Source organism: Blastomonas sp. AAP53, from assembly GCF_000331245.1.
Lineage (GTDB): Bacteria > Pseudomonadota > Alphaproteobacteria > Sphingomonadales > Sphingomonadaceae > Blastomonas.
This window is the reverse complement of the sequence record NZ_ANFZ01000018.1, coordinates 80,262-100,065: the sequence shown is the minus strand read 5'-3', so window position 1 is coordinate 100,065 and position 19,804 is coordinate 80,262. Positions and strand designations below refer to the sequence as shown.

24 protein-coding genes are annotated in these 19,804 nt (G+C 65.3%); 17 read left to right on the top strand and 7 right to left on the bottom strand.

Annotated features, from left to right (window positions below):
• Positions 1–177 precede the first annotated feature (177 nt).
• Positions 178–825, top strand: coding sequence for a YoaK family protein (locus D618_RS0114425; RefSeq protein WP_017672241.1), 648 nt, complete (start codon positions 178–180; stop codon positions 823–825).
• A 3-nt stretch (positions 826–828) separates the two neighbouring features.
• On the opposite strand, the gene D618_RS0114420 is transcribed toward D618_RS0114425, so the two are convergent.
• Complete coding sequence (locus tag D618_RS0114420; RefSeq protein WP_017672240.1) at positions 829–1,428, bottom strand: phosphatase PAP2 family protein; 600 nt, start codon at positions 1,426–1,428, stop codon at positions 829–831.
• A 162-nt stretch (positions 1,429–1,590) separates the two neighbouring features.
• On the opposite strand from D618_RS0114420, the gene D618_RS0114415 reads away from it, so the two are divergent.
• Positions 1,591–2,640: a hypothetical protein gene (locus tag D618_RS0114415; protein WP_017672239.1), complete on the top strand. Its 1,050-nt coding sequence runs from the start codon at positions 1,591–1,593 to the stop codon at positions 2,638–2,640.
• A gap of 82 nt (positions 2,641–2,722) precedes the next feature.
• On the opposite strand, the gene D618_RS0114410 is transcribed toward D618_RS0114415, so the two are convergent.
• Positions 2,723–3,850, bottom strand: a complete 1,128-nt coding sequence (locus D618_RS0114410; protein WP_017672238.1) for an NADH:flavin oxidoreductase/NADH oxidase — start codon at positions 3,848–3,850, stop codon at positions 2,723–2,725.
• An 80-nt stretch (positions 3,851–3,930) separates the two neighbouring features.
• Between D618_RS0114410 and D618_RS0114405 the strand changes: the two genes are divergently transcribed.
• Entirely contained in the window at positions 3,931–4,233 is a 303-nt protein-coding gene (locus D618_RS0114405) for a helix-turn-helix domain-containing protein (protein WP_017672237.1), read from the top strand.
• Between the two features lie 80 nt (positions 4,234–4,313).
• Here the strand turns inward: D618_RS0114405 and D618_RS19755 are convergent, their stop codons facing one another.
• The 3 genes from D618_RS19755 to D618_RS0114390 all read right to left on the bottom strand — a co-directional run bounded on the left by D618_RS19755 (position 4,314) and on the right by D618_RS0114390 (position 7,589).
• A complete protein-coding gene (locus tag D618_RS19755) occupies positions 4,314–4,682 on the bottom strand; it encodes a hypothetical protein (RefSeq protein WP_152414756.1) in 369 nt (122 codons plus the stop codon).
• A gap of 578 nt (positions 4,683–5,260) precedes the next feature.
• Complete coding sequence (gene ubiB, locus D618_RS0114395; RefSeq protein WP_017672235.1) at positions 5,261–6,826, bottom strand: 2-polyprenylphenol 6-hydroxylase; 1,566 nt, start codon at positions 6,824–6,826, stop codon at positions 5,261–5,263.
• A 31-nt stretch (positions 6,827–6,857) separates the two neighbouring features.
• Positions 6,858–7,589, bottom strand: a complete 732-nt coding sequence (locus D618_RS0114390) for a class I SAM-dependent methyltransferase (protein WP_017672234.1) — start codon at positions 7,587–7,589, stop codon at positions 6,858–6,860.
• A gap of 57 nt (positions 7,590–7,646) precedes the next feature.
• On the opposite strand from D618_RS0114390, the gene mutM reads away from it, so the two are divergent.
• The 5 genes from mutM to D618_RS19135 all read left to right on the top strand — a co-directional run bounded on the left by mutM (position 7,647) and on the right by D618_RS19135 (position 12,481).
• Positions 7,647–8,459: a bifunctional DNA-formamidopyrimidine glycosylase/DNA-(apurinic or apyrimidinic site) lyase gene (gene mutM, locus D618_RS0114385; RefSeq protein ID WP_017672233.1), complete on the top strand. Its 813-nt coding sequence runs from the start codon at positions 7,647–7,649 to the stop codon at positions 8,457–8,459.
• Between the two features lie 166 nt (positions 8,460–8,625).
• Positions 8,626–8,889 carry a 30S ribosomal protein S20 gene (gene rpsT / locus D618_RS0114380; RefSeq protein ID WP_017672232.1) on the top strand — a complete coding sequence of 88 codons (264 nt, stop codon included), beginning with the start codon at positions 8,626–8,628 and terminating at the stop codon, positions 8,887–8,889.
• Positions 8,890–9,768: 879 nt separating this feature from the next.
• Complete coding sequence (dnaA, locus tag D618_RS0114375) at positions 9,769–11,160, top strand: chromosomal replication initiator protein DnaA (protein ID WP_017672231.1); 1,392 nt, start codon at positions 9,769–9,771, stop codon at positions 11,158–11,160.
• A gap of 115 nt (positions 11,161–11,275) precedes the next feature.
• Positions 11,276–12,046 (top strand): HesA/MoeB/ThiF family protein, encoded by a 771-nt coding sequence (locus tag D618_RS0114370; RefSeq protein WP_017672230.1) that lies wholly within the window; start codon positions 11,276–11,278, stop codon positions 12,044–12,046.
• Between the two features lie 27 nt (positions 12,047–12,073).
• The gene (locus tag D618_RS19135; RefSeq protein ID WP_017672229.1) at positions 12,074–12,481 is read left to right on the top strand and encodes an MAPEG family protein; all 408 of its coding nucleotides are present in this window, start codon (positions 12,074–12,076) and stop codon (positions 12,479–12,481) included.
• A 149-nt stretch (positions 12,482–12,630) separates the two neighbouring features.
• Here D618_RS19135 and D618_RS0114360 read toward each other — a convergent pair whose 3' ends face one another.
• The gene (locus D618_RS0114360) at positions 12,631–13,332 is read right to left on the bottom strand and encodes an NAD-dependent deacylase (RefSeq protein ID WP_017672228.1); all 702 of its coding nucleotides are present in this window, start codon (positions 13,330–13,332) and stop codon (positions 12,631–12,633) included.
• A gap of 75 nt (positions 13,333–13,407) precedes the next feature.
• On the opposite strand from D618_RS0114360, the gene dapB reads away from it, so the two are divergent.
• Genes dapB through nth form a run of 4 tightly spaced genes read left to right on the top strand, consistent with a single transcriptional unit; the run spans position 13,408 to position 16,822 of the window.
• Positions 13,408–14,139, top strand: a complete 732-nt coding sequence (dapB, locus tag D618_RS0114355) for a 4-hydroxy-tetrahydrodipicolinate reductase (RefSeq protein WP_017672227.1) — start codon at positions 13,408–13,410, stop codon at positions 14,137–14,139.
• Positions 14,140–14,196: 57 nt separating this feature from the next.
• Complete coding sequence (locus tag D618_RS0114350) at positions 14,197–15,384, top strand: M48 family metallopeptidase (protein ID WP_017672226.1); 1,188 nt, start codon at positions 14,197–14,199, stop codon at positions 15,382–15,384.
• Positions 15,384–16,088, top strand: a complete 705-nt coding sequence (locus D618_RS0114345; RefSeq protein WP_017672225.1) for an aspartate/glutamate racemase family protein — start codon at positions 15,384–15,386, stop codon at positions 16,086–16,088. Before D618_RS0114350 ends, D618_RS0114345 begins: the two co-directional genes overlap by 1 nt.
• Complete coding sequence (gene nth, locus D618_RS0114340; protein WP_017672224.1) at positions 16,085–16,822, top strand: endonuclease III; 738 nt, start codon at positions 16,085–16,087, stop codon at positions 16,820–16,822. The genes D618_RS0114345 and nth overlap by 4 nt, the downstream gene beginning before the upstream one ends.
• A gap of 35 nt (positions 16,823–16,857) precedes the next feature.
• On the opposite strand, the gene D618_RS0114335 is transcribed toward nth, so the two are convergent.
• A complete protein-coding gene (locus D618_RS0114335; protein ID WP_017672223.1) occupies positions 16,858–17,292 on the bottom strand; it encodes a hypothetical protein in 435 nt (144 codons plus the stop codon).
• 184 nt (positions 17,293–17,476) lie between these two features.
• Between D618_RS0114335 and D618_RS0114330 the strand changes: the two genes are divergently transcribed.
• The 5 genes from D618_RS0114330 (at position 17,477) to D618_RS18570 (ending at position 19,803) form a co-directional block, all read left to right on the top strand.
• Positions 17,477–18,100 carry a hypothetical protein gene (locus D618_RS0114330; RefSeq protein ID WP_017672222.1) on the top strand — a complete coding sequence of 208 codons (624 nt, stop codon included), beginning with the start codon at positions 17,477–17,479 and terminating at the stop codon, positions 18,098–18,100.
• 83 nt (positions 18,101–18,183) lie between these two features.
• On the top strand, positions 18,184–18,312 hold the full coding sequence (locus tag D618_RS20130) for a hypothetical protein (protein WP_017672221.1): 129 nt from the start codon (positions 18,184–18,186) through the stop codon (positions 18,310–18,312).
• 10 nt (positions 18,313–18,322) lie between these two features.
• A complete protein-coding gene (locus D618_RS0114320) occupies positions 18,323–18,631 on the top strand; it encodes an alkylphosphonate utilization protein (protein ID WP_017672220.1) in 309 nt (102 codons plus the stop codon).
• Positions 18,615–19,052 (top strand): DoxX family protein, encoded by a 438-nt coding sequence (locus tag D618_RS0114315; RefSeq protein ID WP_238550695.1) that lies wholly within the window; start codon positions 18,615–18,617, stop codon positions 19,050–19,052. The genes D618_RS0114320 and D618_RS0114315 overlap by 17 nt, the downstream gene beginning before the upstream one ends.
• Before the next feature lie 130 nt (positions 19,053–19,182).
• The gene (locus tag D618_RS18570) at positions 19,183–19,803 is read left to right on the top strand and encodes a lysophospholipid acyltransferase family protein (protein WP_238550688.1); all 621 of its coding nucleotides are present in this window, start codon (positions 19,183–19,185) and stop codon (positions 19,801–19,803) included.
• The last annotated feature ends 1 nt before the right edge of the window (position 19,804 follow it).

The following is a 19,804-nucleotide window of genomic DNA, read 5'->3' as shown; positions in this document are numbered from 1 at the left end:
CGCGTCTAAATGGTTCCGAAGGCTTCCTTCGTTGGGCAGGTCCGCGCAAACCTGTCATGTCTCGAAGCGTCCGGTATCGAAGGCCGATATAGGCCGCGCTGTTGGACTTGTCAAACCAGTGCAGGCGGGGTTTGCGACGGATGACAACGGGGCGCCGGGCGGGCTATAGTCTGCCGCATGACCCGCTATCAACGCAACCACTGGTTCCTCGCGGTCGCGCTCGCGGGGTTGGCCGGGTTCGTCGATGCCATCGGCTTTCTCTATACGGGCGGCTTCTTCACTGCGTTCATGACCGGCAACTCGACCCGCATGGCGGTGGGGCTGTTCACCGATGGCCGGATCGCCGCGATTGCCGGATCGATGATCGCAACCTTCGTGCTGGGCGTGATCCTGGGCAATCTGATCGGCCATGCCTGCCCCCGGCGCGCGCGCCTGCCGCTGACGATCCTGGGCGTCGTTCTGCTGCTGGCGATCGCGGCCGGGCTGGCGATGGTGGGCACGGGCACGCTGGCGGTGGGCTTTACCCTGCTGGCGATGGGGATGGAAAATACCGTCTTCCAGCGCGAAGGCGAGGTCAGTATCGGCCTGACCTATATGACCGGGACATTGGTCAAGCTGGGCCAGGCGCTCTCGCGCATCCATCGGGCGGGTCAGCGCTGGGCCTGGGTGCCGCACCTGCTGCTGTGGACCGGGCTGGTCAGTGGCGCGGGCTTGGGCGTGCTTGCCTATCTGGACTGGGGCCTCGGCGCCCTGTGGATGGCCGTGGCCATCGGGCTGGTGCTGGCGATCATCGCCTGCCTGCCGCGCTTTGCCTTGCACGAATAAGGCCTAACGACGCACCCCCGCCAGTCTAAACGCAAGGATTGCGGCCAGCGCGCCCAGCGCCGCGCTCACGACCACCTGGCTGGTCCAGTGTCCGCCAGCCGCCACGCGCCCGACACACCCTAACAGCAACAGCGCCGCCGCCGCCCAGCGCACCGCCATCGCCTCGCTCCCGTTCTGGCGATGTGCCGCCAGGATCAACCCTGCGCACACTGCGCCATAAAAGATCGCGAACGTCGAAGGCAGACCTGATGACGCGCTGGCCCTGGCGACCGCGACAAGGTCATCCGAAGGACGCGGTACGAAAATCGCGAGCCGCGCCAGCCGCTCGCTCGCCATCGCGATCCCGACGCCCAGGATGAGGGCCGCAGCGCCCGGCAGCCGGGTCAGCGACGCGACAAACAGCCCCGCCACCAGCGTACTGACAACGATCCACGGCCAGCCGGCGGTGGCCGAGAGCCATTCGATCCAGGGTGCATGCGGGTCGATCACGCCTTGCAGCTGTCGCGTGATCGCGACATCCAGCGGCAAAGGCCCCTGCGTCCACAGGCTTCCTGTGCCGACCACCAGCACCACAGCGAGCAGAGCCAGACTCAAAACGCGCATTTGGATAGCCTCTCCCGGTGTCAGTCGCGCAAGTCATTCGCAAGAATTAGGTATGCAAGCCAGACCCAATTTGTCCGTTGGGCGACAAACGACTTCCTTCCATCGGAGTTTTGATGGGCAGGGCTGAACGCATTGGCGAGCCTTGAGCGTAGTCCCGTTACTATGACACACACATCGCACCCCATTCGCCCGGCAAGGGCCGCGATTGCCGCCGTTCTTGCCCTCACCGCAACCCCGCTGATCGCGCAGGACGCGTCCCCCGCCCCGACGCTCAGCCCGACCGTCGCGCCGACGATGCCGATCCCGCAGCCGAGCGCACCTGCCGTCGGCCAGCCCGGCGTGACGCCGCAGGTATCGACGCCTTCGATGTCGAGCCCCGTCGCACCCAGCGCGGCGCAGCCTCCTGCGGCGCCTCTTCCCGGAACCCCGATAGCGAGCCCCGTCGCCCCGCCCACCATCGCCGATGTTCCCGTGACCGCCATCGCCCCGGCAGCTGAGGTCGCAACGCCGCCGGCTCGCCGTGCAGCCGCAACGCCGCGTCCGGCAGCCCGCCCAGCGCCGCAGACGGCACAGGCTGAACCCGCCCCTGTTCCGGTGGCACCCGAAACCACCAGCGCGCCGCTTGACAATCCGGTCGTCGAAACGACCATCGCGGCGCCAGTCGGCAGTGGTGAGCCTTCCATCGGCGCGCCCGCCGCCGACGAGCCGGTAACCACCACAGGCGCGGATGGCACGGGTACGGATGGCAATGGCGAGGTCTGGGGCTGGATGGCTGCCCTCCTCGCAGCCCTGGGCCTGGGCGGCGGTGCCATTGCGCTCAGCCGCGCCCGCACCCGCAAGAGTGCGGACCAGATGGCTGAGGAGCGCGCCGCTGATGCGGACTATGACCGCAAGTTGGCAGGGCCGCACGATCGCCCGCACGCCGGGTTCGTGACCACGCAGGCCGCGCCTGCTCCGGCCACGGCCTCGTTCGTCCAGCCTGTGGTCGCGCCGCCTGCCCCGGCGGCCCCGGCGACCGCCTTCGCCCCGCCAATCCCCCGCCCGGCCACGCGCGTCGCAACGCCCCGCACTGGCATGCCCGATGATGCCCGTCTTGAGCAGCTGATCGCGCAGCGACCGGACCGCGACAATCCGTTCAAGACGCGGGCTAATCGCAAGCGTCGCGCGCTGTTCCTGATGCGCAACCGCTATGCCATGCAGACCGCCGCCTGATCTTTCGATCCTGCGCATGAAAAAGGGGGAGGCGGACCAACCGCCTCCCCCTCTTGCTGTGCGTCAGGAGCGTACCCCGGGCTTAGCGATAGCGCTCGAGCCAGTGCGCGTACGGCGCAGGCAGTGTCCAGCTGGGCTTGTCCTTGCCCAGTTCCTTCGCCGCCATGTACGGCCAGTGCGGGTTTTCGAGCAGCGGGCGGCCCATCATCACCAGATCGACCTGGCCGGTCTCGACCATGCGATTGGCGTTTTCCGAGGTGCCGATATACCAGCTGGTGGCTGCGGGGAGACCGGTCTCGTTGCGCACGCGCTCGGCGATCGGCGCCATGAACGCCGGACCCCAGGGGATCTGCGCGGTCGGCGTCGAAAACACGATGCTGACATCGATAAAATCGAGCCCGCGGTCCTTCATCAGCTTGATCAGCTCAATCGATTCGGCGAGCGTTTCCTCGTCATTGCCGTCGAACTCGATCACGCCGAAGCGCGCCGACAGCGGCAGATCGGCGGGCCACACTTCACGCACGGCCTCGAGCGTCTCGAGCAGGAAGCGCGCGCGGTTCTCGAAGCTTCCGCCATAATTGTCAGTGCGCTGGTTCGAGTGCTTGGAGAAGAAGCTCTGCGCCAGATAGCCATGCGCAAAGTGCAGCATCAGCCATTCGAACCCGGCTTCGCGCGCGCGGATTGCGGCTGACACATAGTCAGCCTTGACCTTCTCGATGTCGGCCAGCGTCATTTCGCGCGGCACCTTGCTGAGGCCACCGCCGAACGCGATTGGAGACGGCGAGACGGTTTCCCAGCCGCGCGGATCGCCCTCGGGAATGTGATCATCGCCTTCCCACGGCCTGTTGGCGCTGGCCTTGCGCCCGGCATGCGCGATCTGGATGCCGGGGACCGCGCCTGCGGCCTTGATCTCGGCAACGATCGGCGCGAATGCATCGCGCTGTACGTCGTTCCACAGCCCGGTGCAGCCCGGGGTGATCCGGCCTTCGGGCGAGACGCCCGAGGCCTCGGCCACCACCAGCCCCGCGCCGCCGCGTGCCAGCGAGACCAGGTGCGAGCGGTGCCAGTCGTTGGGCACGCCGTCTTCGGCGGAATACTGGCACATCGGCGAGACGGCGATGCGGTTGCGCAGGGTGACGGACTTGAGCGTGTACGGCTCGAAAAGCGCGGGGGTTTGGGTGGGGGTTTTGGCGGCAGTCTGGTCGGTCATGGGAGTTCCTTGGATAACTATGATAGTACGAATATAATCGAACTATAGGATTTACAAGGGCCTCATGCTATATGAGTTGGATGCGAACCTATCAGCATCCCGACCTTGCCACCGTCACCATCGAGCACGCGCTGCACGCGCTGAGCGATCCCGTGCGGCTCGACATCGTCCGCCAGCTCGACCGCGAAATCGAAGCCAGCTGCGCCGCCCTCGACGGCGGCCGCCCCAAATCGAGCATGTCCCACCACTTCCGCGTGCTGCGCGCGGCAGGACTGGTGCACACGCGCATCGCGGGGGTGCAGCATATGAACACGCTGCGCCGGGAGGAGGTGGACAAGAGGTTTCCGGGGTTGCTGGATGCGGTTTTGGGGGTGAAGGGGTAGCGCAATGACTTATCCGTCCGCTTTCAAGCGACGAACCAGAACGTGCAAACGGTGGAAATTGGGTTGAAAACAAACATGGGTCAGTCGAAGCGTGAAGGGCTTTCTTCATATTCTATGCGCTCTGCATTCCAACATTCGTCCGACAGATTGAAGCGCATACGCTCATCGAACATGTGAAATGTCACGTCGTTGCGATGAAGTTGCCTCTCTGCGGAACGCTCCGCAAGAGCCCAGAGTGCTTGATGAAATGACCAGTTCGCAAGATGGGTCCACTCATCTTCAGCGGTCCATTCTCCTGAGGGGGCACATGAGCCTTCGACGGCCTCATAGACATCTACTAAACTGGGCTCCGCTACAAAACAGAGGACTCCCTTGCTCGGCCGCACATACACGGTAGCAGGCCAACGCTCCCGGGTGTTCTCAAACAGCTTCGCTTTTTCAATCACCATAGGGGCAGTTTATGCAGAGACTGCGGTGTCCGAAAAGGGGGCGCTTGCAGAACGGCCGGTTTTTTCAGCGCCCCCCTAAAAAACCGCCACCCCTCCGCTCAGCCTGAGCTTGTCGAAGGCCCCGCACTACGGCCGGCGTGGGCGCGGGTCCTTCGACTTCGCGGGCTGCGCCCGCGGCTCAGGATGGGCGGGGGTGGTTAGGCGGACAGTGAGGTCAGGCTAGCGCGGCATCTAGCCGCCACCCGTTCGCCCCCTCCCCGCTTGCCTGCGCAGGCAGGCATCCATCTCCTGCTCTCGCACCTGGCGCAGCGGTGGGGAGATGGGCCCCTGCCTTCGCAGGGGACCGGATGCGGTGGCGTTGGGCCGGTGACGGGAAAGTGGAGCGCAATGGCCAATCAGTCCGCGTTCCCCTCCCTGCAAGGGAGGGGTTAGGGGTGGGTGCGAGCGATAGCGAGCCGGTGTTGCATTGAAACTCTGCGGTGGCTGACCCACCCCCAGCCCCTCCCTTGCAGCGAGGGGAGCAATGGGTGCAAACCGCAGCTTCAGCGCATCAGCCGCTGCCCTGTGAGGTCAATCCCTCAATGCACCCAGGCGAACAGCGCCGCAGCGCCTGCCCCCGCACCGATCACCAACGCCGCCAGATGGCTCCAGAAGCCGCCGCCACCAGTCCCGGCGACGCGCACCTTCCTGTCCCAGATCAGCGGGATGTGCGGGATCGGCGGCGGTTCGGGGGCGCCGCCCTTTTTGGGGACCTGTTCTTCGAGACGCCGCACCAGATCGGGCAGGCGCAGCAGCGTCGCGACATCGGTGTTGATCCGGTCGGCGAGCAATGTCTCAGGGCCCAGTTCGCCGCGGATCCAGTCGCGAACGTAAGGAGCGGCGACATCCCACATGTTGATATTGGGGTCGAGCTGGGTCGCGACGCCCTCGACCATCACCATCGTCTTTTGCAGCAGCAGCAGGTGCGGCTGGGTCTTCATGTCGAAATCGCGGGTGATCGCAAACAGCCCGTCGAGCATCTGCCCGACTGACAATTCGCTGACCGGCTTGCCGCGCATCGGCTCGCCCACCGCGCGCAGCGCGGTCGCGAACTCGTCGACATTGTGATAGCTCGGCACATACTGCGCCTCGAAATGGATCTCGGCGACGCGGCGATAGTTGCCCGTGGTCAGGCCGTAGAGGATTTCCGCCAGCCAGAACCGCGCCTGACGGTCGATCCGCCCCATGATGCCGAAATCGATCGCGACGATCGTTCCGTCGGCCGCCACGAACAGATTGCCCTGGTGCATGTCGGCATGGAAGAAGCCGCCCGCAATCGCCTGGCGCAGGAACGCCAGTACCAGCCGCCGCGCCAGATCGGGCAGGTCATGGCCTGCCGCGATCAGCGCCTCGCGGTTCGAGATCTTGATGCCGTCGATCCATTCGAGCGTCATCACGGTGCCGCAGGTGCGATCCCAGTCGATCTCGGGGACGCGGTAGCCCGGATGGCCGTCCATCGCGCTTGCAAGTTCGGACGCGCTCGCTGCCTCACGGCGCAGATCGAGCTCGCGCAAGGTCCAGCGCTTGAAATTGGCGATGGTCAGCTGCGGCCGCAGCCGCGTCGCCTCGCCGCCCAGGGATTCCAGATGCGCGGCGGCCCATTCATAGGTGTCGATATCGCGGGCGAAATTCTTGCGCACGCCGGGACGCAGCACCTTGATCGCGACATCGCGGCCCTCGATCGTGCGCCCGCGATGCACCTGCGCCACCGAGGCCGCGCCCACCGGCACGGGGTCGACATGCGCGAAGAACTTCTCGAGCGGGCCGCCCAGCCCGTTCTCGATCTCGGCGCGGATGAGATCGAACGGCACCGGCGGCAGGCTGTCCTGCAATTCCAGCAGATTGTTTGCGGCCTCTTCGCCCACCAGATCGGGCCGGGTGGCGAGCGTCTGGCCGAGCTTGATCGCCGCCGGGCCGATGGCGCGGAAGGCACCGGCATAATCGGGGGTCCTGGGCACGCTGGCCCCCAGCCGCGCGATGCGGAACAGGCGGCGGACTTCGGGCGGGGTCTGCGGCGCGGCCTCGAGGCCCTTGAGCGCCCCATGCCGCGCGAGGATGCGGCCCCATTTGAGGAGCCGCAGGATATGCGTACGCGGGGCAGTCATGCGCCGATGCCGAACCCCCGGACCTGGCGCATCACGCCTTCCACCCGCTGTGGATCGCGACCGCACCGCCCAGGATCGGTTCGACTTTGGTCGATACGAACCCGGCGTCCTTGATCATCTGCTGGAACACCGGCGGTTTGGGGAAACGGCGGATCGATTCGGCCAGATAGCGATAGCTGTCGGCATCGCCCGCGATCATCTGGCCCAGCCGTGGCATCAGATGGTGCGAATAGGCGTCATAGACCTCGCCGAACACCGACCATTCGGTCGTGGAGAATTCGAGGCAAAAGAAGCGCCCGCCATAGCGCAGCACGCGGCGCGCCTCGGCCAGCGCCTTGTCGATGTGCGTGACGTTGCGGATGCCGAAGGCGATCGTATAGGCGTTGAAGCAGCGGTCGGGGAACTTGAGGCTTTCCGCATCCTGGCACGACCAGACCAGCCGGTCCTCGCCGCGTTCGACCGCGCGGTCGATGCCGACATCGAGCATGTCCTGGTTGATATCGGCCACGGTAACATTCGCGCCCGACTTGACCATGCGGAAGGCAATGTCGCCAGTGCCGCCGGCCATGTCGAGAATGTCCTCGCCGGCGCGCGGCTTGACCCGGCGCACGAAGCGGTCCTTCCAGAGGCGATGCATGCCACCCGACATCGCATCGTTCATGATGTCGTACTTGGTGGCCACACTCGAAAAGATGCCGCCAACCCGGCCCTGCTTTTCTGCGGGGTCGATATCCTGATAGCCAAAGGGCACTGTCTCGCTCATGGGTGCGCATGTAAGCATCTTTGTGCCAAGCGCAAAGACTGATAACGGCTGAATTTCATGCCAGAGCTTCCCGAAGTCGAAACCACCGTGCGTGGGCTTGCCGCCGTGCTGCAGGACGTGCGCCTGACCAGCGTCATCGCGCGCCGCGCGGACCTGCGCCGTGCCTTCCCGGCCGATCTGGGCCAAAGGATGACCGGTGCCCGAATCATCTCGCTCACCCGCCGCGCCAAATATGGCCTGCTGGGCACCGACCGGGGCGATTCGATGGTGTTTCATCTCGGCATGTCGGGCCGCTGGCGAATCGATCCCGAGGATATCGGCACGCATGATCACCTCGTGATGGAAACCGAATCGGGCCACCGGCTCTCGCTGTTCGATCCGCGCCGCTTCGGTTCGGTCGATCTGGTCGAGACTGCGCAGATCGCAGGCTTCCCCAGCTTTGCCACGATGGGCCCCGAACCGCTGGGCGAGGATTTCACCCCCGCCTATCTGCGCGAGCGGCTGGCGGGCCGCGCCTCTCCCATAAAGGCCATGCTGCTCGACCAGCGAATCGTCGCAGGCCTTGGCAACATCTATGTCTGCGAGGCGCTCAACATGGCGCGAATCTCTCCGTTGCGCTCTGCCGGACAGATTGGTCCGGCCAGGCTCAAACCACTGGTCGCGGCGATCAAGGCGGTGCTGATCGATGCCATTGCAGCGGGCGGATCGACCTTGCGCGACTATGCCCGGCCCGATGGCCAATTGGGCTATTTCGCCAAGCAATGGCGGGTTTACGGGCGCGAGAGCGAGGCCTGCCCATGCGGCGGCACGGTCGAGCGCACCGTTCAGTCTGGCCGCTCCAGCTTCTGGTGCCCGACCTGCCAGAAATAGCGCGCCCTTGCAGACCGCTCCGCCAATCTGGCGTTGACGCCGCAACCGATAATCGCTAACGGCAGCGGCTTCAAAGCGCGGGCAGAGCCTTATCGCAGCCCAACGCTTTTACCCGAAATCCACCGATCATGCCTTGATCGCCTGTATGAAAGACGTGTGAGACACTATGGCCAATACGCCGCAAGCCAAGAAGCGCATCCGCCGGAACGAACGCCGTGCCGTCGTCAACGGAAACCGCATCGGGCGCATCCGCACCTTCGTCAAGAAGGTCGAATCGGCTCTGGATGCCGGCGACAAGGAAGCGGCAACCGCAGCCCTCGCCAGCGCTCAGCCCGAAATGGCTCGTGGCGTCGCCAAGGGCGTGCTGCACAAGAACACGGCTTCGCGCAAGTTCTCGCGCCTGACCAAGCGCCTCGCCGCGCTGGGCTGACACTGGACAGGGCTGCGGGCTGCCTGCCCCGCCCGTTCACATCACCGTGAAACGATGATCCGCCGCCCGTGTTCGGGACGGCGGATTTTTCGTGCGCGCGCGACATGCGTCCCGTTTGGGCCGTTGCATGAGCGACTTCGCCTCCCCGCGCGAAGCCTGTGACATTACCGTAATAAAACCGTCACGCGCTGCTGAGGCAAAGCCTCGCATTTCCTGCGATTCGCACTGACGACCGTTACAGCAGATCAGTTAACACGCTGAATAAAAGCGGAAATTATGGTAAATTGAGCAATATCCTAGCCTTATCCGAGTCAAGCGCCATTATTTCATTTTTTTTACCCGGCGGCTCTTGCTCGACTCGTTGAGTGGCCGCTACATCATGAGCCGAGAGGGGGCTTTCATGCCTCGCTCTCCACTGCACAAACTGCAAGACAGACTGTCCGGAAAGACATGTGTTTTTCCGCGAAAGCAGCTTGTGTTCCGTCTTTCGGACGGGTTTCCACGCTGGCCAAGGGGTTGGGCAGCGTAATCGGGAACGAATGCCGCGAAAGGGATTGGCCTTTTTGCGGTGCGAGCATGGGGGAGGTAGCGAGTTTTGCGTAACTGGGTCGGATTGCCACATCAACTGACAGGCCGGGTTGCCCCCGGCAGCGCAAACGCCTGCCTGCAGAGCTCTGCTCTGCTGTTGCGCGCAGGGTCATGCAGCCGATGGCCTGATCCGGGCCGAGAGAGCCTCTTCCAGCACTAAGCGCGCGGCTGGAGTGCAACCGAAGTAAAGGGTTGCCCGCCGCATGTCCGTCCCATCCCGGCAGGTCGTATTCCGCCCCGCCGCACCCTTTGTCAGCGATGACCAAGATACAAGAAATGGCAGTAACAGGCATGATCGAACTCAATGATTCGAGCGGCGCAGCAGATTGGGCAGCCGACTGGAACGAGATCAGCGAAGGTCTGCGCAAGGATCTGGGGGCACAGATCCACACCCAGTGGATCCGCCCCATCCGCCCCGGCAGCTTCGAGCCCGCATCGGGCGCGCTCAACCTGCACCTGCCGTCAGAGTTTTCCGCAAACTGGGTGCGCGAGCGCTTTGCCGACCGGCTGGCGCTGGCCTGGAAGATCGTGCGCCCCGAAGTGCGCAGCGTGACCATCGCCGCGGCTCCGCGTGACGCAGATGCCGTGCGTGCGCGCCCCCTCGCGCCCGCCGCCCAGATGGCCCCCGCCCCGCGCCCGGCGCTGGCCGATAGCGGCAATCGCATCTCGCTTGACCCCTCGCAGCTGTTTTCCGGCTTCATCACCGGCCAGTCGAATGGATTGGCGTTCAACGCCGCCCAGCGCATGGCCGCGCTGGAAAAGCCGCTGTTCAGCCCGCTCTACCTCAAGGCCGCCACCGGCCAGGGCAAGACGCACCTGCTGCACGCGATCGGCAATTCCTTTGCAGAGGTCAATCCCGGCGCGCGCATCTGCTACTGCCCGGCGGAAAAGTTCATGAACGACTTCGTCAGCGCCATCCAGCGCGGCGATTCGATGGCGTTCAAGGCGCGGCTGCGCGGTTTCGACATGCTGCTGGTCGATGACATCCAGTTCATCATCGGCAAGAATTCGACGCAGGAAGAGTTTCTCCACACGATCGATGCGATCCTGGGTTCGGGCAAGCGTCTGGTTGTCACCTCCGACCGTGCGCCGCAAGCGCTCGACGGCGTGGACCAGCGCCTGCTCTCGCGCCTCGCGATGGGCCTCGTCGCCGACATCCAGCCCGCCGATATCGAGCTGCGTCGCGCCATCCTGACCGCCCGGATCGAGACAATGCGGATGGGCGAGGTTCCCGAGGAGGTCGTCGAGTTCCTGGCGCGCACCATCAGCCGCAATGTCCGCGAGCTGGTCGGCGGTCTCAACAAGCTGATGGCCTATGCGCAGATCACCGGCCAGAAGGTCACGCTGCCGCTCGCCGAAGAGCAGCTGTCCGATCTGCTGAGCGCCAATCGCCGCCGCATCACCATCGACGAGATCCAGCGCGCCGTCTGCCAGTTCTACAAGGTCGACCGCTCCGAAATGTCCTCGAAGCGCCGCGCCCGCGCCGTCGTGCGTCCGCGTCAGGTCGCAATGTACCTCGCCAAGGTGCTGACCCCGCGCTCGTACCCCGAAATCGGCCGCAAGTTCGGCGGACGCGATCATTCGACGGTGATCCACGCGGTGCGCCTGATCGAAGACCTGCGCACCCGCGATGCCGATATGGACGGCGACGTCCGCGCACTGCTGCAACAGCTGGAAAGCTGAGCGCATACGTCCCTCGATTTCCCGGCGGTGCCGGGAAATCGAGGGACGTTTGCTCGCCCGCCACGTGTCGTGAACGGCTATGGCAAGTCCCGGCAGCTTGGCTTAGGACAGCATCATGCCCCTCTCCCCCACCCAACTTGAACGCCACGCGCGTCACATCGTTCTGCCCGAGGTCGGCGGCGTCGGCGTGGCGCAGCTGTCGGCGGCGCATGTCGTGCTCGTCGGCATGGGCGGCATCGGCTGCCCCGCGCTGCAGTATCTGGCAGGCGCTGGTATCGGGCGGCTGACGCTGATCGATGACGACAGCATCGACCTTTCCAACCTCCAGCGGCAGACGCTGTTCACGCCTGTCGATGTCGGCCAGCCCAAGGCCGAAGTGGCGGCCCGATGGGTGCGGACGTTCGACCCGGAACTGACCGTTACTGCCGTTGCCGAGCGCATCACAACGGCCAACGCCGCAGAGCTGCTCGCCGGGGCCGATGTCATCCTCGACGGCACCGACAATTTCGCTACCCGGCTGCTGGTGTCCGACACCGCGACGGCCCTGCGCATCGCGCTGGTCAGCGCGGCGATCGGGCGGTTCCAGGGGCAGATCGGCACGTTTCGCGGCTGGTTGCCTGACGCACCCTGCTATCGCTGCTTCGTCGGCGATGCATTCGATGCAGAGGACTGCGACACCTGCGCCGAACAGGGCGTGCTGGGCGCGATGGTCGGGCTGATCGGCAGCTTTGCCGCGATGGAGGTCGTGCGTGCGATCACCGGCTTTGGCGAGGACACAAACGGCAAGCTCCACCTGTTCGATGGCCTGAAGCCGCTCTGGCGTACGCTGAAGATCGCCAAGGACCCCGGCTGCAAGGCTTGCGGGGATACCGCCACAGCGGCATAGTCGGCGCTTCCAACAGGGGGCCAATCCATGACACTGCCGATCACCGCTCTGACCGCCGCGATCTGTGCGATCATGCTGCTCGCCACCGCGATCGCTACCGTCCGCGCGCGCTTCCGCACCCAGGCCTCTTTCGGCGATGCGGGCGACGAGGGGCTCATCAGCTCGAGCCGCGCGCATGGCAATCTCGCCGAGCATGCGCCGCTGTTCGTGATCCTGATCGGGTTGCTCGAGATGGCCAATGCCAGCCACTGGCCGCTGACCGCGCTCGCGGTGGGGTTCCTGGGGGCGCGCGCCGCGCATATCATCGGGCTGCATCAGCTACACGGCCCCGGCAAGCCGCCCAAGCTGCGCGCGCTGGGCGTCATCGGCACGTGGATCGCCTATGCCATCGCGATCGGCTGGACGCTGTTCCTGGTGGTGACGGTGAACGGTTAGGTTCGCCGACTGATCCATACTGTTTTCCGGTCCCCTGCGCAGGCAGGGGCCCATCTTCGAACGATTCTGCCTCTGTGCGGCTGGTGCACCTGTCGCACCAGCAGGTGATGGGCCCCTGCCTGCGCAGGGGACCATAAAGGCTCGAAACCCTAGCCCAGAACCTCGTCCACCCATTGCGGCACGATCACCGAGGCCGGGCCATGGCGCGATTCGTGGAAGAAATGGCTGCCCTGGCTGGGCTCGAGATTGAGTTCGAGCGTCTGCGCTCCGCGCGCCCGCGCCTCGCGGACCAATCCCGCCGCCGGATACACCGCGCCCGAGGTGCCGATCGAGACGAACAGGTCGCACTGGCCCACCGCCTCGTAGATCCGCTCCATCTCGTATGGCATCTCGCCGAACCACACGATGTCGGGGCGCAGCTGGCCCGGCGTTCCGCACTCCGGGCAAGCGGGCCGGTGGATCAGCGGCTCGCGCCATTCCGGCCGCGCATCGCACGCGAGGCACCAGGCGGTCAGATGCGTGCCGTGCATGTGCAGTAGCCGGCTCGCCCCGGCGCGCTCGTGCAGGTCGTCGACATTCTGCGTCACGATCAGCAATTCGCCCGGCCATGCGGCATCGAGCCGCGCCAGCGCCGCATGCGCGGGATTGGGCTGCTTGGTCTGGATCGCTTCGCGCCGCATGTCGTAGAAGCGCAGCACCAGATCGGGATCGCGCGCAAAGCCTTCGGGCGTCGCGACGTCTTCCACCCGGTGCTGCTCCCACAGCCCCCCTTCGGCGCGGAAGGTATCGATACCGCTTTCGGCGCTCACGCCGGCGCCGGTGAGGATGACGATGCTGGGAATCTTTGCCATAGCCACCGCATTAAGGCATTGGCCCGCCAGGTTACAAGCCAGGGTTATGACACTGCCAGTTGCAGGGGGACAGCGATGACGCGCATCGGGATTATCGGGAACGCAGGCCGCATGGGCCAGGCGCTGGCAGCGGCGATCGCCGAATCGGGGGCCAGCGTCTCGGGCGGAATCGACAAGGGCGGCGATCCGCTGTCGCTGGCGAAGGAGAGCGACATTCTGGTCGACTTCTCCTCGCCGCACGCGCTCGAAGCCAATCTCGATGCGGCCATCGCGGCGAACATTCCAATCGTCATCGGCACCACCGGCCTTGAAGAGCGCCATCACTGGCTGATCGACACGGCAGCAGACCATGTCGCGGTACTGCAGACCGGCAATACCTCGCTCGGGGTCACCCTGCTCGCCCATCTGGTCCACGAGGCGGCATTGCGACTGGGCGAGGACTGGGACATCGAGATCGCCGAGATGCATCACCGCCACAAGGTCGACGCCCCATCAGGCACCGCGCTGCTGCTGGGCGAGGCGGCCGCCAAGGCACGCGGGCTGGACCTGGCGCGCGACAGCGAGCGCGGGCGCGATGGCGTCACCGGCGCGCGGGCCCGCGGCGCGATCGGCTTTGCCAGCGTGCGCGGCGGATCGGTGGCGGGCGACCACACCGTCTATCTCGCCGGTGATGACGAGCGGATCGAGCTTACGCACCGCGCCGAGAGCCGGATGGTGTTTGCGCGCGGGGCGGTCAAGGCGTGCCTGTGGCTGCACGACAAGCCCGCCGGTCGCTACACCATGCCGCAGGTGCTGGGGCTGACTTGACGGCCCCCGCATGCCGCCCTAAGCCTGTGTTATAAACACAATACAGCGGGGCGCGGCATGGCATTCAATCCGGAGGCGGCAACCAGGGCCTATATCGATGGGCTGGGGACTGACGCATTGGCCAAGTCGGCGGCCTATACCATGGATGGCCACTGGATGATCCTGTGGGGCCTGCTGGTTTCGGCCCTGGCGACATTCATCATCGTGCGGCTCAAGATCACCGATCGTGTCTGGGCTGCGATGGACAAACGCGGCCTGGCGCTGCGCACATTCCTGACGGGCAGCGTGTTCTTCCTCGTCTCGGCGATCATCACCCTGCCCTGGAGCGTCTGGGCCGAATGGGGACATGAACGCGCTTATGGCCGGACCCAGCAACCGCTCGCCGACTTCCTGATGCAGGACGCCATCGGTGCCACCATCGGCATCGTCGGTGGCGGGCTGTTCTTCATGGGCATCTATGCGCTGATCCGCAAAACCGGCAAACGCTGGTGGCTGTGGTCGGGCGGGTTCTCGGCGGTGGTCGTGTCGGTGCTGCTGCTGCTCTCGCCAACGCTGATCGAGCCGCTGTTCAACGACTACAAGCCGATCCCCGAAGGCCCCGTTCGCGATGCGGTGCTGGAGATGGCCAGACAGGTCGATATCCCCGCAGACCGCATCTTCATCTATGACGGCTCGCGCCAGTCGAACAACTTCACCGCCAATGTCTCAGGGATAGGCAGCGCGGCACGGATCGCGATTTCGGATGTGGCGCTCAAACAGGCCTCGCTCGACGAGGTGCGCGCGGTGACCGGCCACGAGATCGGCCATTATGTGCTCGGCCATGTTTGGCGCTCGGTGCTGGTGCTGAGCGGGCTGGCGATGCTGTTCTTCTTCCTCGCCGACCGATTGTTCGCCCGGTTTGCACGGGCCTTCGGCAGCCAGGCGACCGAGATCGGCGATCCGCGCGGGCTGCCCGTGTTCCTTTTCGTACTGTCATTCCTGGGGGTTTTCGCGGTCCCTGTGAGCAACACGCTGACCCGCGTCGGCGAGAGCGAGGCCGATGCCTATTCGTTGCAGATGGTGAACCTGCCCGACGCGCTGGCAGGCGCGCTCGTCAAGACCGCCGAATATCGCTATCCGCGCCCGCACCCGGTGCAGGAGGCCCTGTTCTACACGCACCCTTCGGTCGAGCGCCGCGTGCGCCGTGCGATGGAATGGAAGGCCACGAACCCTGCCACCTCACCCACCACCAACACCACCCCCTGATGCGCACCATCGGCCTGCTTGGCGGGATGAGCTGGGAAAGCTCAGCGCATTATTACCGGCTGATCAACGAGCAAGCGCGTCGCCAGCTGGGCGGCACGCACAGCGCGCCAAGCGTGATGGTGTCGGTCGATTTTGCCGAGATCGAAGCGTTGCAGCATGCGGGCGACTGGGACGCGCTGACCGGGCGGATGATCGCAGCGGCGCGGCAGGCGGAAAATGGCGGGGCACAGCTGCTGGTGATCTGCACCAACACCATGCATTTGATGGCCGATGCAGTGCAGGCCGCCATCACCATTCCACTGCTGCATATTGCCGATCCCGTCGGTCATGCGATCACCGAGCAGGGGTTCAAAAGGGTCGGACTGCTGGGCACCGCCTTCACCATGGAGCAGCCCTTCCTGCGCGAGCGGCTCGAGCACGGTTTCGGTCTCGACGTGATCACGCCGGACACCGCAGACCGCGGTAACGTGCACCGGATCATTTATGACGAGCTGGTGCGCGGCATCGTAACCGAGCCATCACGCGCCACCTATCGCGCCATCATGCACCGGCTGGCAGATCAGGGCGCTCAGGCGATCATCCTGGGATGTACCGAAATCATGCTGCTGGTCGATCAGGCGGACAGCCCGGTGCCATTGTTCGACACCACCACGCTGCATGCCCTTGCCGCGGTCGATGCTGCTCTGGCAGAAGGCGCGGCATGAACAAGGCCGACACTTTCGAATTCTACCGCCGCCTTGCGGAAACCAACCCTGCGCCGGTGACCGAGCTGGAATATGGCAACCATTTCCAGCTGCTGGTCGCTGTGGTGCTGTCGGCGCAGGCGACCGATGTCGGCGTCAACAAGGCGACGCGCGCCTTGTTCGAGCTGGTCAAGACGCCGGCGCAGATGGTCGAGCTGGGCGAGGATGGCCTCAAAGCGCATATCCGCACGATCGGGCTGTTCAACGCCAAGGCGGCCAACGTCATTGCGCTGTCGCAGGCGCTGATCGCGCGGCACGATGGCGAAGTCCCCAATGATCGCGACGCGCTGACCGCGCTGCCCGGCGTCGGGCGCAAGACCGCGAACGTGGTGCTCAACGCCGCGTTCGGCGCGGAGACTTTTGCGGTCGATACGCACATCTTCCGCGTCGGCAACCGGACCGGCCTGGCTCCGGGACGCACCGTGATCGATGTCGAGAAGGGGCTCGACAAGGGAACGCCGGGGCCATTTCGCGTCCACGGCCATCACTGGCTGATTCTGCACGGCCGCTATATCTGCAAGGCGCGCTGCCCCGAATGCTGGCGCTGCCCGGTGGCCGACCTGTGCCGGTTCAAGCCCAAGCCCGACGGCCCCGATGCGCCGGTCCCCAAGGCGGCGAAAAAGCACCGCGCCAACAAGCCTGCGCCTGCGCGCAAGAAGCGGGTGAGCCCGAAGCCCACCCCGCCTTCGGCGTGATGACGGACCCTTGCAAGGGCCCGGCGCGATAAGACCTATTTGCCCTTGTTCGCGGCGATTTCAGCCATCAGGGGCGTGAGGATGTTGGTGTCGATCTGCTTGCAGCTGGCATCGAGCGTTGCAAAATCGGCCTCGGTTTCGGCCTTCTTGCTCGCATCCATCTGCCGGATGATCATCGCGCCGACCGCGCCGGAAACCGCCGAGTCCACGTTCTCGGCATTCTGCTGCGGTTCCATCAGCACCGCTGCCTGGGTAAAGCGCGCGCTCAGGTCGCGATTGGGACCGGTGCCCTCCTCGCCTGCCATCTGCGCTGCCAGCGTGGAATAGGCGGTGCAGGCGATCATGATCTGGTAGATTTCCTGCTCGTTCATCTGGTCATCGCCGCCGGCGCTCTGCGCCTGGACCGGGGTAACCATGAGCGTGACAGGCAACAGACAGGCGGCAAGCCGCGGGGCAAGACTGCGGATCATCAGGCGATTCCTTCTCGAACTGTCCGGAAACGCGCGCCATGCGCCGCCGATGCCGGGGATGTTTGCGACCCCGGCACCAGTGATATCGCGCCATCATCGGCCCGCAACGGTTATTTTCACCGCACCGGGTGTTTTTCCGCCCTCAGGCTCGACACGCTTTGCGCTTTGCTTCACCCTCGGCCCGATGAAACGCTCGACCCGAACCACCGTGGCCATGGCGCTGCCCCTCACGCTCGCGCTCACCCTGGCAGCCTGCGCCGCGCCTGCGCCTGCCGATCCGCAGACCGCGTTCATGGCGAGCCTGCAGCAGCACTGCGGCAAGGCCTATGCCGGGCGGTTGGTGAGCAACGATGCAGCAGACGCCGATCTGGCAGGCAAGCCGATGATCGTGCACTTCCGCAGCTGCAACGCGGCGCGGATGGAAATTCCCTTTCATGTGGGCACCGCGGACGGCGGCTGGGACCGGTCGCGCACCTGGATCATCACCCGCACCGATACCGGCCTGCGCCTCAAGCACGACCATCGCCACGCCGATGGCAGCATCGATCCGGTCACCCAATATGGCGGTGACACCGCCACCAAGGGCACCGCATCGCAGCAGGAGTTTCCGGTCGATGCCGAAAGCATCGCCATGTTTCGCAGCCAGGGGCTGGGCAAGTCGGTGACCAACCGTTGGGCGGTGGAGATCACCGATCGCACCTATGCCTATATGTTGCGCCGCCCCGATGGCCCGGATGCGCGCAATTTCCGCGTCGAATTTGACCTGGGCCAGCCCGTGGCATCCCCGCCTGCGCCTTGGGGCTGGTGACCGCGCACCGATTTCAGGCGCTTTTCACAGCCATAACGGCTATGCCCCCCGCCTGGGCACTGCGCCTGGACTAGGAACAGACCATGGCTAAAGGCCAGAAGAAATCGAACCGCGAAACCCGCAAGCCCAAGGCTGAAAAGCCCAAGCCGCAAAATGCCTCCAACCCGACGACCAAGCCTGGCGGGCTTTCCATCGTCACGCTGAAGAGCTGAGATCACGCCCATGCAGACTGGCGAGAGCGACGAGTACGTCTATGACGAGGCCACCGGCGAATGGGTTGCCCCCGGCGATGTGACCACGGCGTCTTCCGACGATGCGGTCGAGGTCCGCGATTCAGTGGGCAATCTGCTGGCCGATGGCGATCAGGTGACGCTGATCAAGGATCTCAAGGTCAAGGGTGCAGGCCAGACGCTCAAGCGCGGCACGCTGATCAAGTCGATCCGGCTGACCGGCGACGCGCAGGAGATCGATTGCCGCTTCGACGGAATCAAGGGCCTGGTGCTGCGTGCCGAGTTTGTCCGCAAGCGCTGAGCCGGTGGCACGTCAGAGCCCCGTCCGCACCGGATTTCGCTGGCTGCTGGCGCTGATCTATTTCGCCGCCGGGGTCATCCATATCCGCTCGCCCGGCGGGTTTCTTGCGATCACGCCCGGTTGGGTGCCCTATCCCGAGGCAGTGGTTTTCCTCACCGGCGTTGCCGAGATGGCTGGCGCGATCGGACTGATGGTACCGCGCCTGCGCTACGCTGCCGGTATTGGCCTGGCGCTCTACGCCCTGTGCGTGTGGCCAGCCAACATCAACCATGCGCTCAACGACATCGCGGTCGGCGGCACGCGGCTGCCGTGGAGCTATCACGGCCCGCGGCTGTTGTTGCAGCCGGTGATTATCTGGTGGGCACTGTGGGTGGGCGGCGTGACCGACTGGCCTTTCAGGCGCAACCGCGCCGCTCGCTGATCGGGCGAAAGAATCGCTGACCTGCCGCAACGGCAATTGATCTGCTGTGCGCTTTACGCCACTAGGCTCGCGATGACAGCGGAACCCGGCTATCAGGCCCAGGGGCAGGCGCTGCGTGGGGGGACGGATGATGAGTGCAGGCCAGCCGGCATCGAAGCGTTCGCGCGAGCCATCAACCGCGCATCTCGGCTGGGCCGCACGGGCGCTCTATGCGCTGATGATGTTCATCTACCGCCGCCACCGGTTCACGGCGGTCGGCACCCCGCCGCCAGAGCGCCGCTACATCATCATCGCGGTGCCCCACACCAGCAACTGGGATTTCCCCAACTATATGGGCGTCACCCGCGAACTGGGGCTGCAGACCCATTTCATGGCCAAGACGTCGCTGTTCCGCTGGCCATTCGGCACCTTCATGCGGCAGATGGGCGGTGTGCCGGTCGATCGCAGCGCGGCGGGCGACATGGTGCAGCAGATGATCGCCGAGTTCGGCGCGCGCGAAGATTTCATCCTCACCATTGCGCCTGAAGGCACGCGCAAGGCGGTGACCGCATGGCGCACCGGCTTCTATCGCATCGCGCATGGCGCGGGGGTGCCGATTGTCTGCGGGTTCATGGACTATGGCAACCGGCGCGCAGGGCTCGGCCCGGTCATCCACCCGACCGGCGACTATGAAGCCGACATGGCCCCCGCCTTCGCCTTTTACGCGGCGATGGCAGGGCGCAATGCGGTGCACTCCGCCCCAAAGGGCTGAG

Excerpts from the sequence above, each read along its gene's own strand:
- D618_RS0114425 (WP_017672241.1), top strand. The coding sequence starts at position 178 with ATGACCCGCTATCAACGCAACCACTGGTTCCTCGCGGTCGCGCTCGCG.
- D618_RS0114420 (WP_017672240.1), bottom strand. The coding sequence starts at position 1,428 with ATGCGCGTTTTGAGTCTGGCTCTGCTCGCTGTGGTGCTGGTGGTCGGC.
- D618_RS0114415 (WP_017672239.1), top strand. The coding sequence starts at position 1,591 with ATGACACACACATCGCACCCCATTCGCCCGGCAAGGGCCGCGATTGCC.
- D618_RS0114410 (WP_017672238.1), bottom strand. The coding sequence starts at position 3,850 with ATGACCGACCAGACTGCCGCCAAAACCCCCACCCAAACCCCCGCGCTT.
- D618_RS0114405 (WP_017672237.1), top strand. The coding sequence starts at position 3,931 with ATGCGAACCTATCAGCATCCCGACCTTGCCACCGTCACCATCGAGCAC.
- D618_RS19755 (WP_152414756.1), bottom strand. The coding sequence starts at position 4,682 with ATGGTGATTGAAAAAGCGAAGCTGTTTGAGAACACCCGGGAGCGTTGG.
- ubiB (WP_017672235.1), bottom strand. The coding sequence starts at position 6,826 with ATGACTGCCCCGCGTACGCATATCCTGCGGCTCCTCAAATGGGGCCGC.
- D618_RS0114390 (WP_017672234.1), bottom strand. The coding sequence starts at position 7,589 with ATGAGCGAGACAGTGCCCTTTGGCTATCAGGATATCGACCCCGCAGAA.
- mutM (WP_017672233.1), top strand. The coding sequence starts at position 7,647 with ATGCCAGAGCTTCCCGAAGTCGAAACCACCGTGCGTGGGCTTGCCGCC.
- rpsT (WP_017672232.1), top strand. The coding sequence starts at position 8,626 with ATGGCCAATACGCCGCAAGCCAAGAAGCGCATCCGCCGGAACGAACGC.
- dnaA (WP_017672231.1), top strand. The coding sequence starts at position 9,769 with ATGATCGAACTCAATGATTCGAGCGGCGCAGCAGATTGGGCAGCCGAC.
- D618_RS0114370 (WP_017672230.1), top strand. The coding sequence starts at position 11,276 with ATGCCCCTCTCCCCCACCCAACTTGAACGCCACGCGCGTCACATCGTT.
- D618_RS19135 (WP_017672229.1), top strand. The coding sequence starts at position 12,074 with ATGACACTGCCGATCACCGCTCTGACCGCCGCGATCTGTGCGATCATG.
- D618_RS0114360 (WP_017672228.1), bottom strand. The coding sequence starts at position 13,332 with ATGGCAAAGATTCCCAGCATCGTCATCCTCACCGGCGCCGGCGTGAGC.
- dapB (WP_017672227.1), top strand. The coding sequence starts at position 13,408 with ATGACGCGCATCGGGATTATCGGGAACGCAGGCCGCATGGGCCAGGCG.
- D618_RS0114350 (WP_017672226.1), top strand. The coding sequence starts at position 14,197 with ATGGCATTCAATCCGGAGGCGGCAACCAGGGCCTATATCGATGGGCTG.
- D618_RS0114345 (WP_017672225.1), top strand. The coding sequence starts at position 15,384 with ATGCGCACCATCGGCCTGCTTGGCGGGATGAGCTGGGAAAGCTCAGCG.
- nth (WP_017672224.1), top strand. The coding sequence starts at position 16,085 with ATGAACAAGGCCGACACTTTCGAATTCTACCGCCGCCTTGCGGAAACC.
- D618_RS0114335 (WP_017672223.1), bottom strand. The coding sequence starts at position 17,292 with ATGATCCGCAGTCTTGCCCCGCGGCTTGCCGCCTGTCTGTTGCCTGTC.
- D618_RS0114330 (WP_017672222.1), top strand. The coding sequence starts at position 17,477 with ATGAAACGCTCGACCCGAACCACCGTGGCCATGGCGCTGCCCCTCACG.
- D618_RS20130 (WP_017672221.1), top strand. The coding sequence starts at position 18,184 with ATGGCTAAAGGCCAGAAGAAATCGAACCGCGAAACCCGCAAGCCCAAG.
- D618_RS0114320 (WP_017672220.1), top strand. The coding sequence starts at position 18,323 with ATGCAGACTGGCGAGAGCGACGAGTACGTCTATGACGAGGCCACCGGC.
- D618_RS18570 (WP_238550688.1), top strand. The coding sequence starts at position 19,183 with ATGAGTGCAGGCCAGCCGGCATCGAAGCGTTCGCGCGAGCCATCAACC.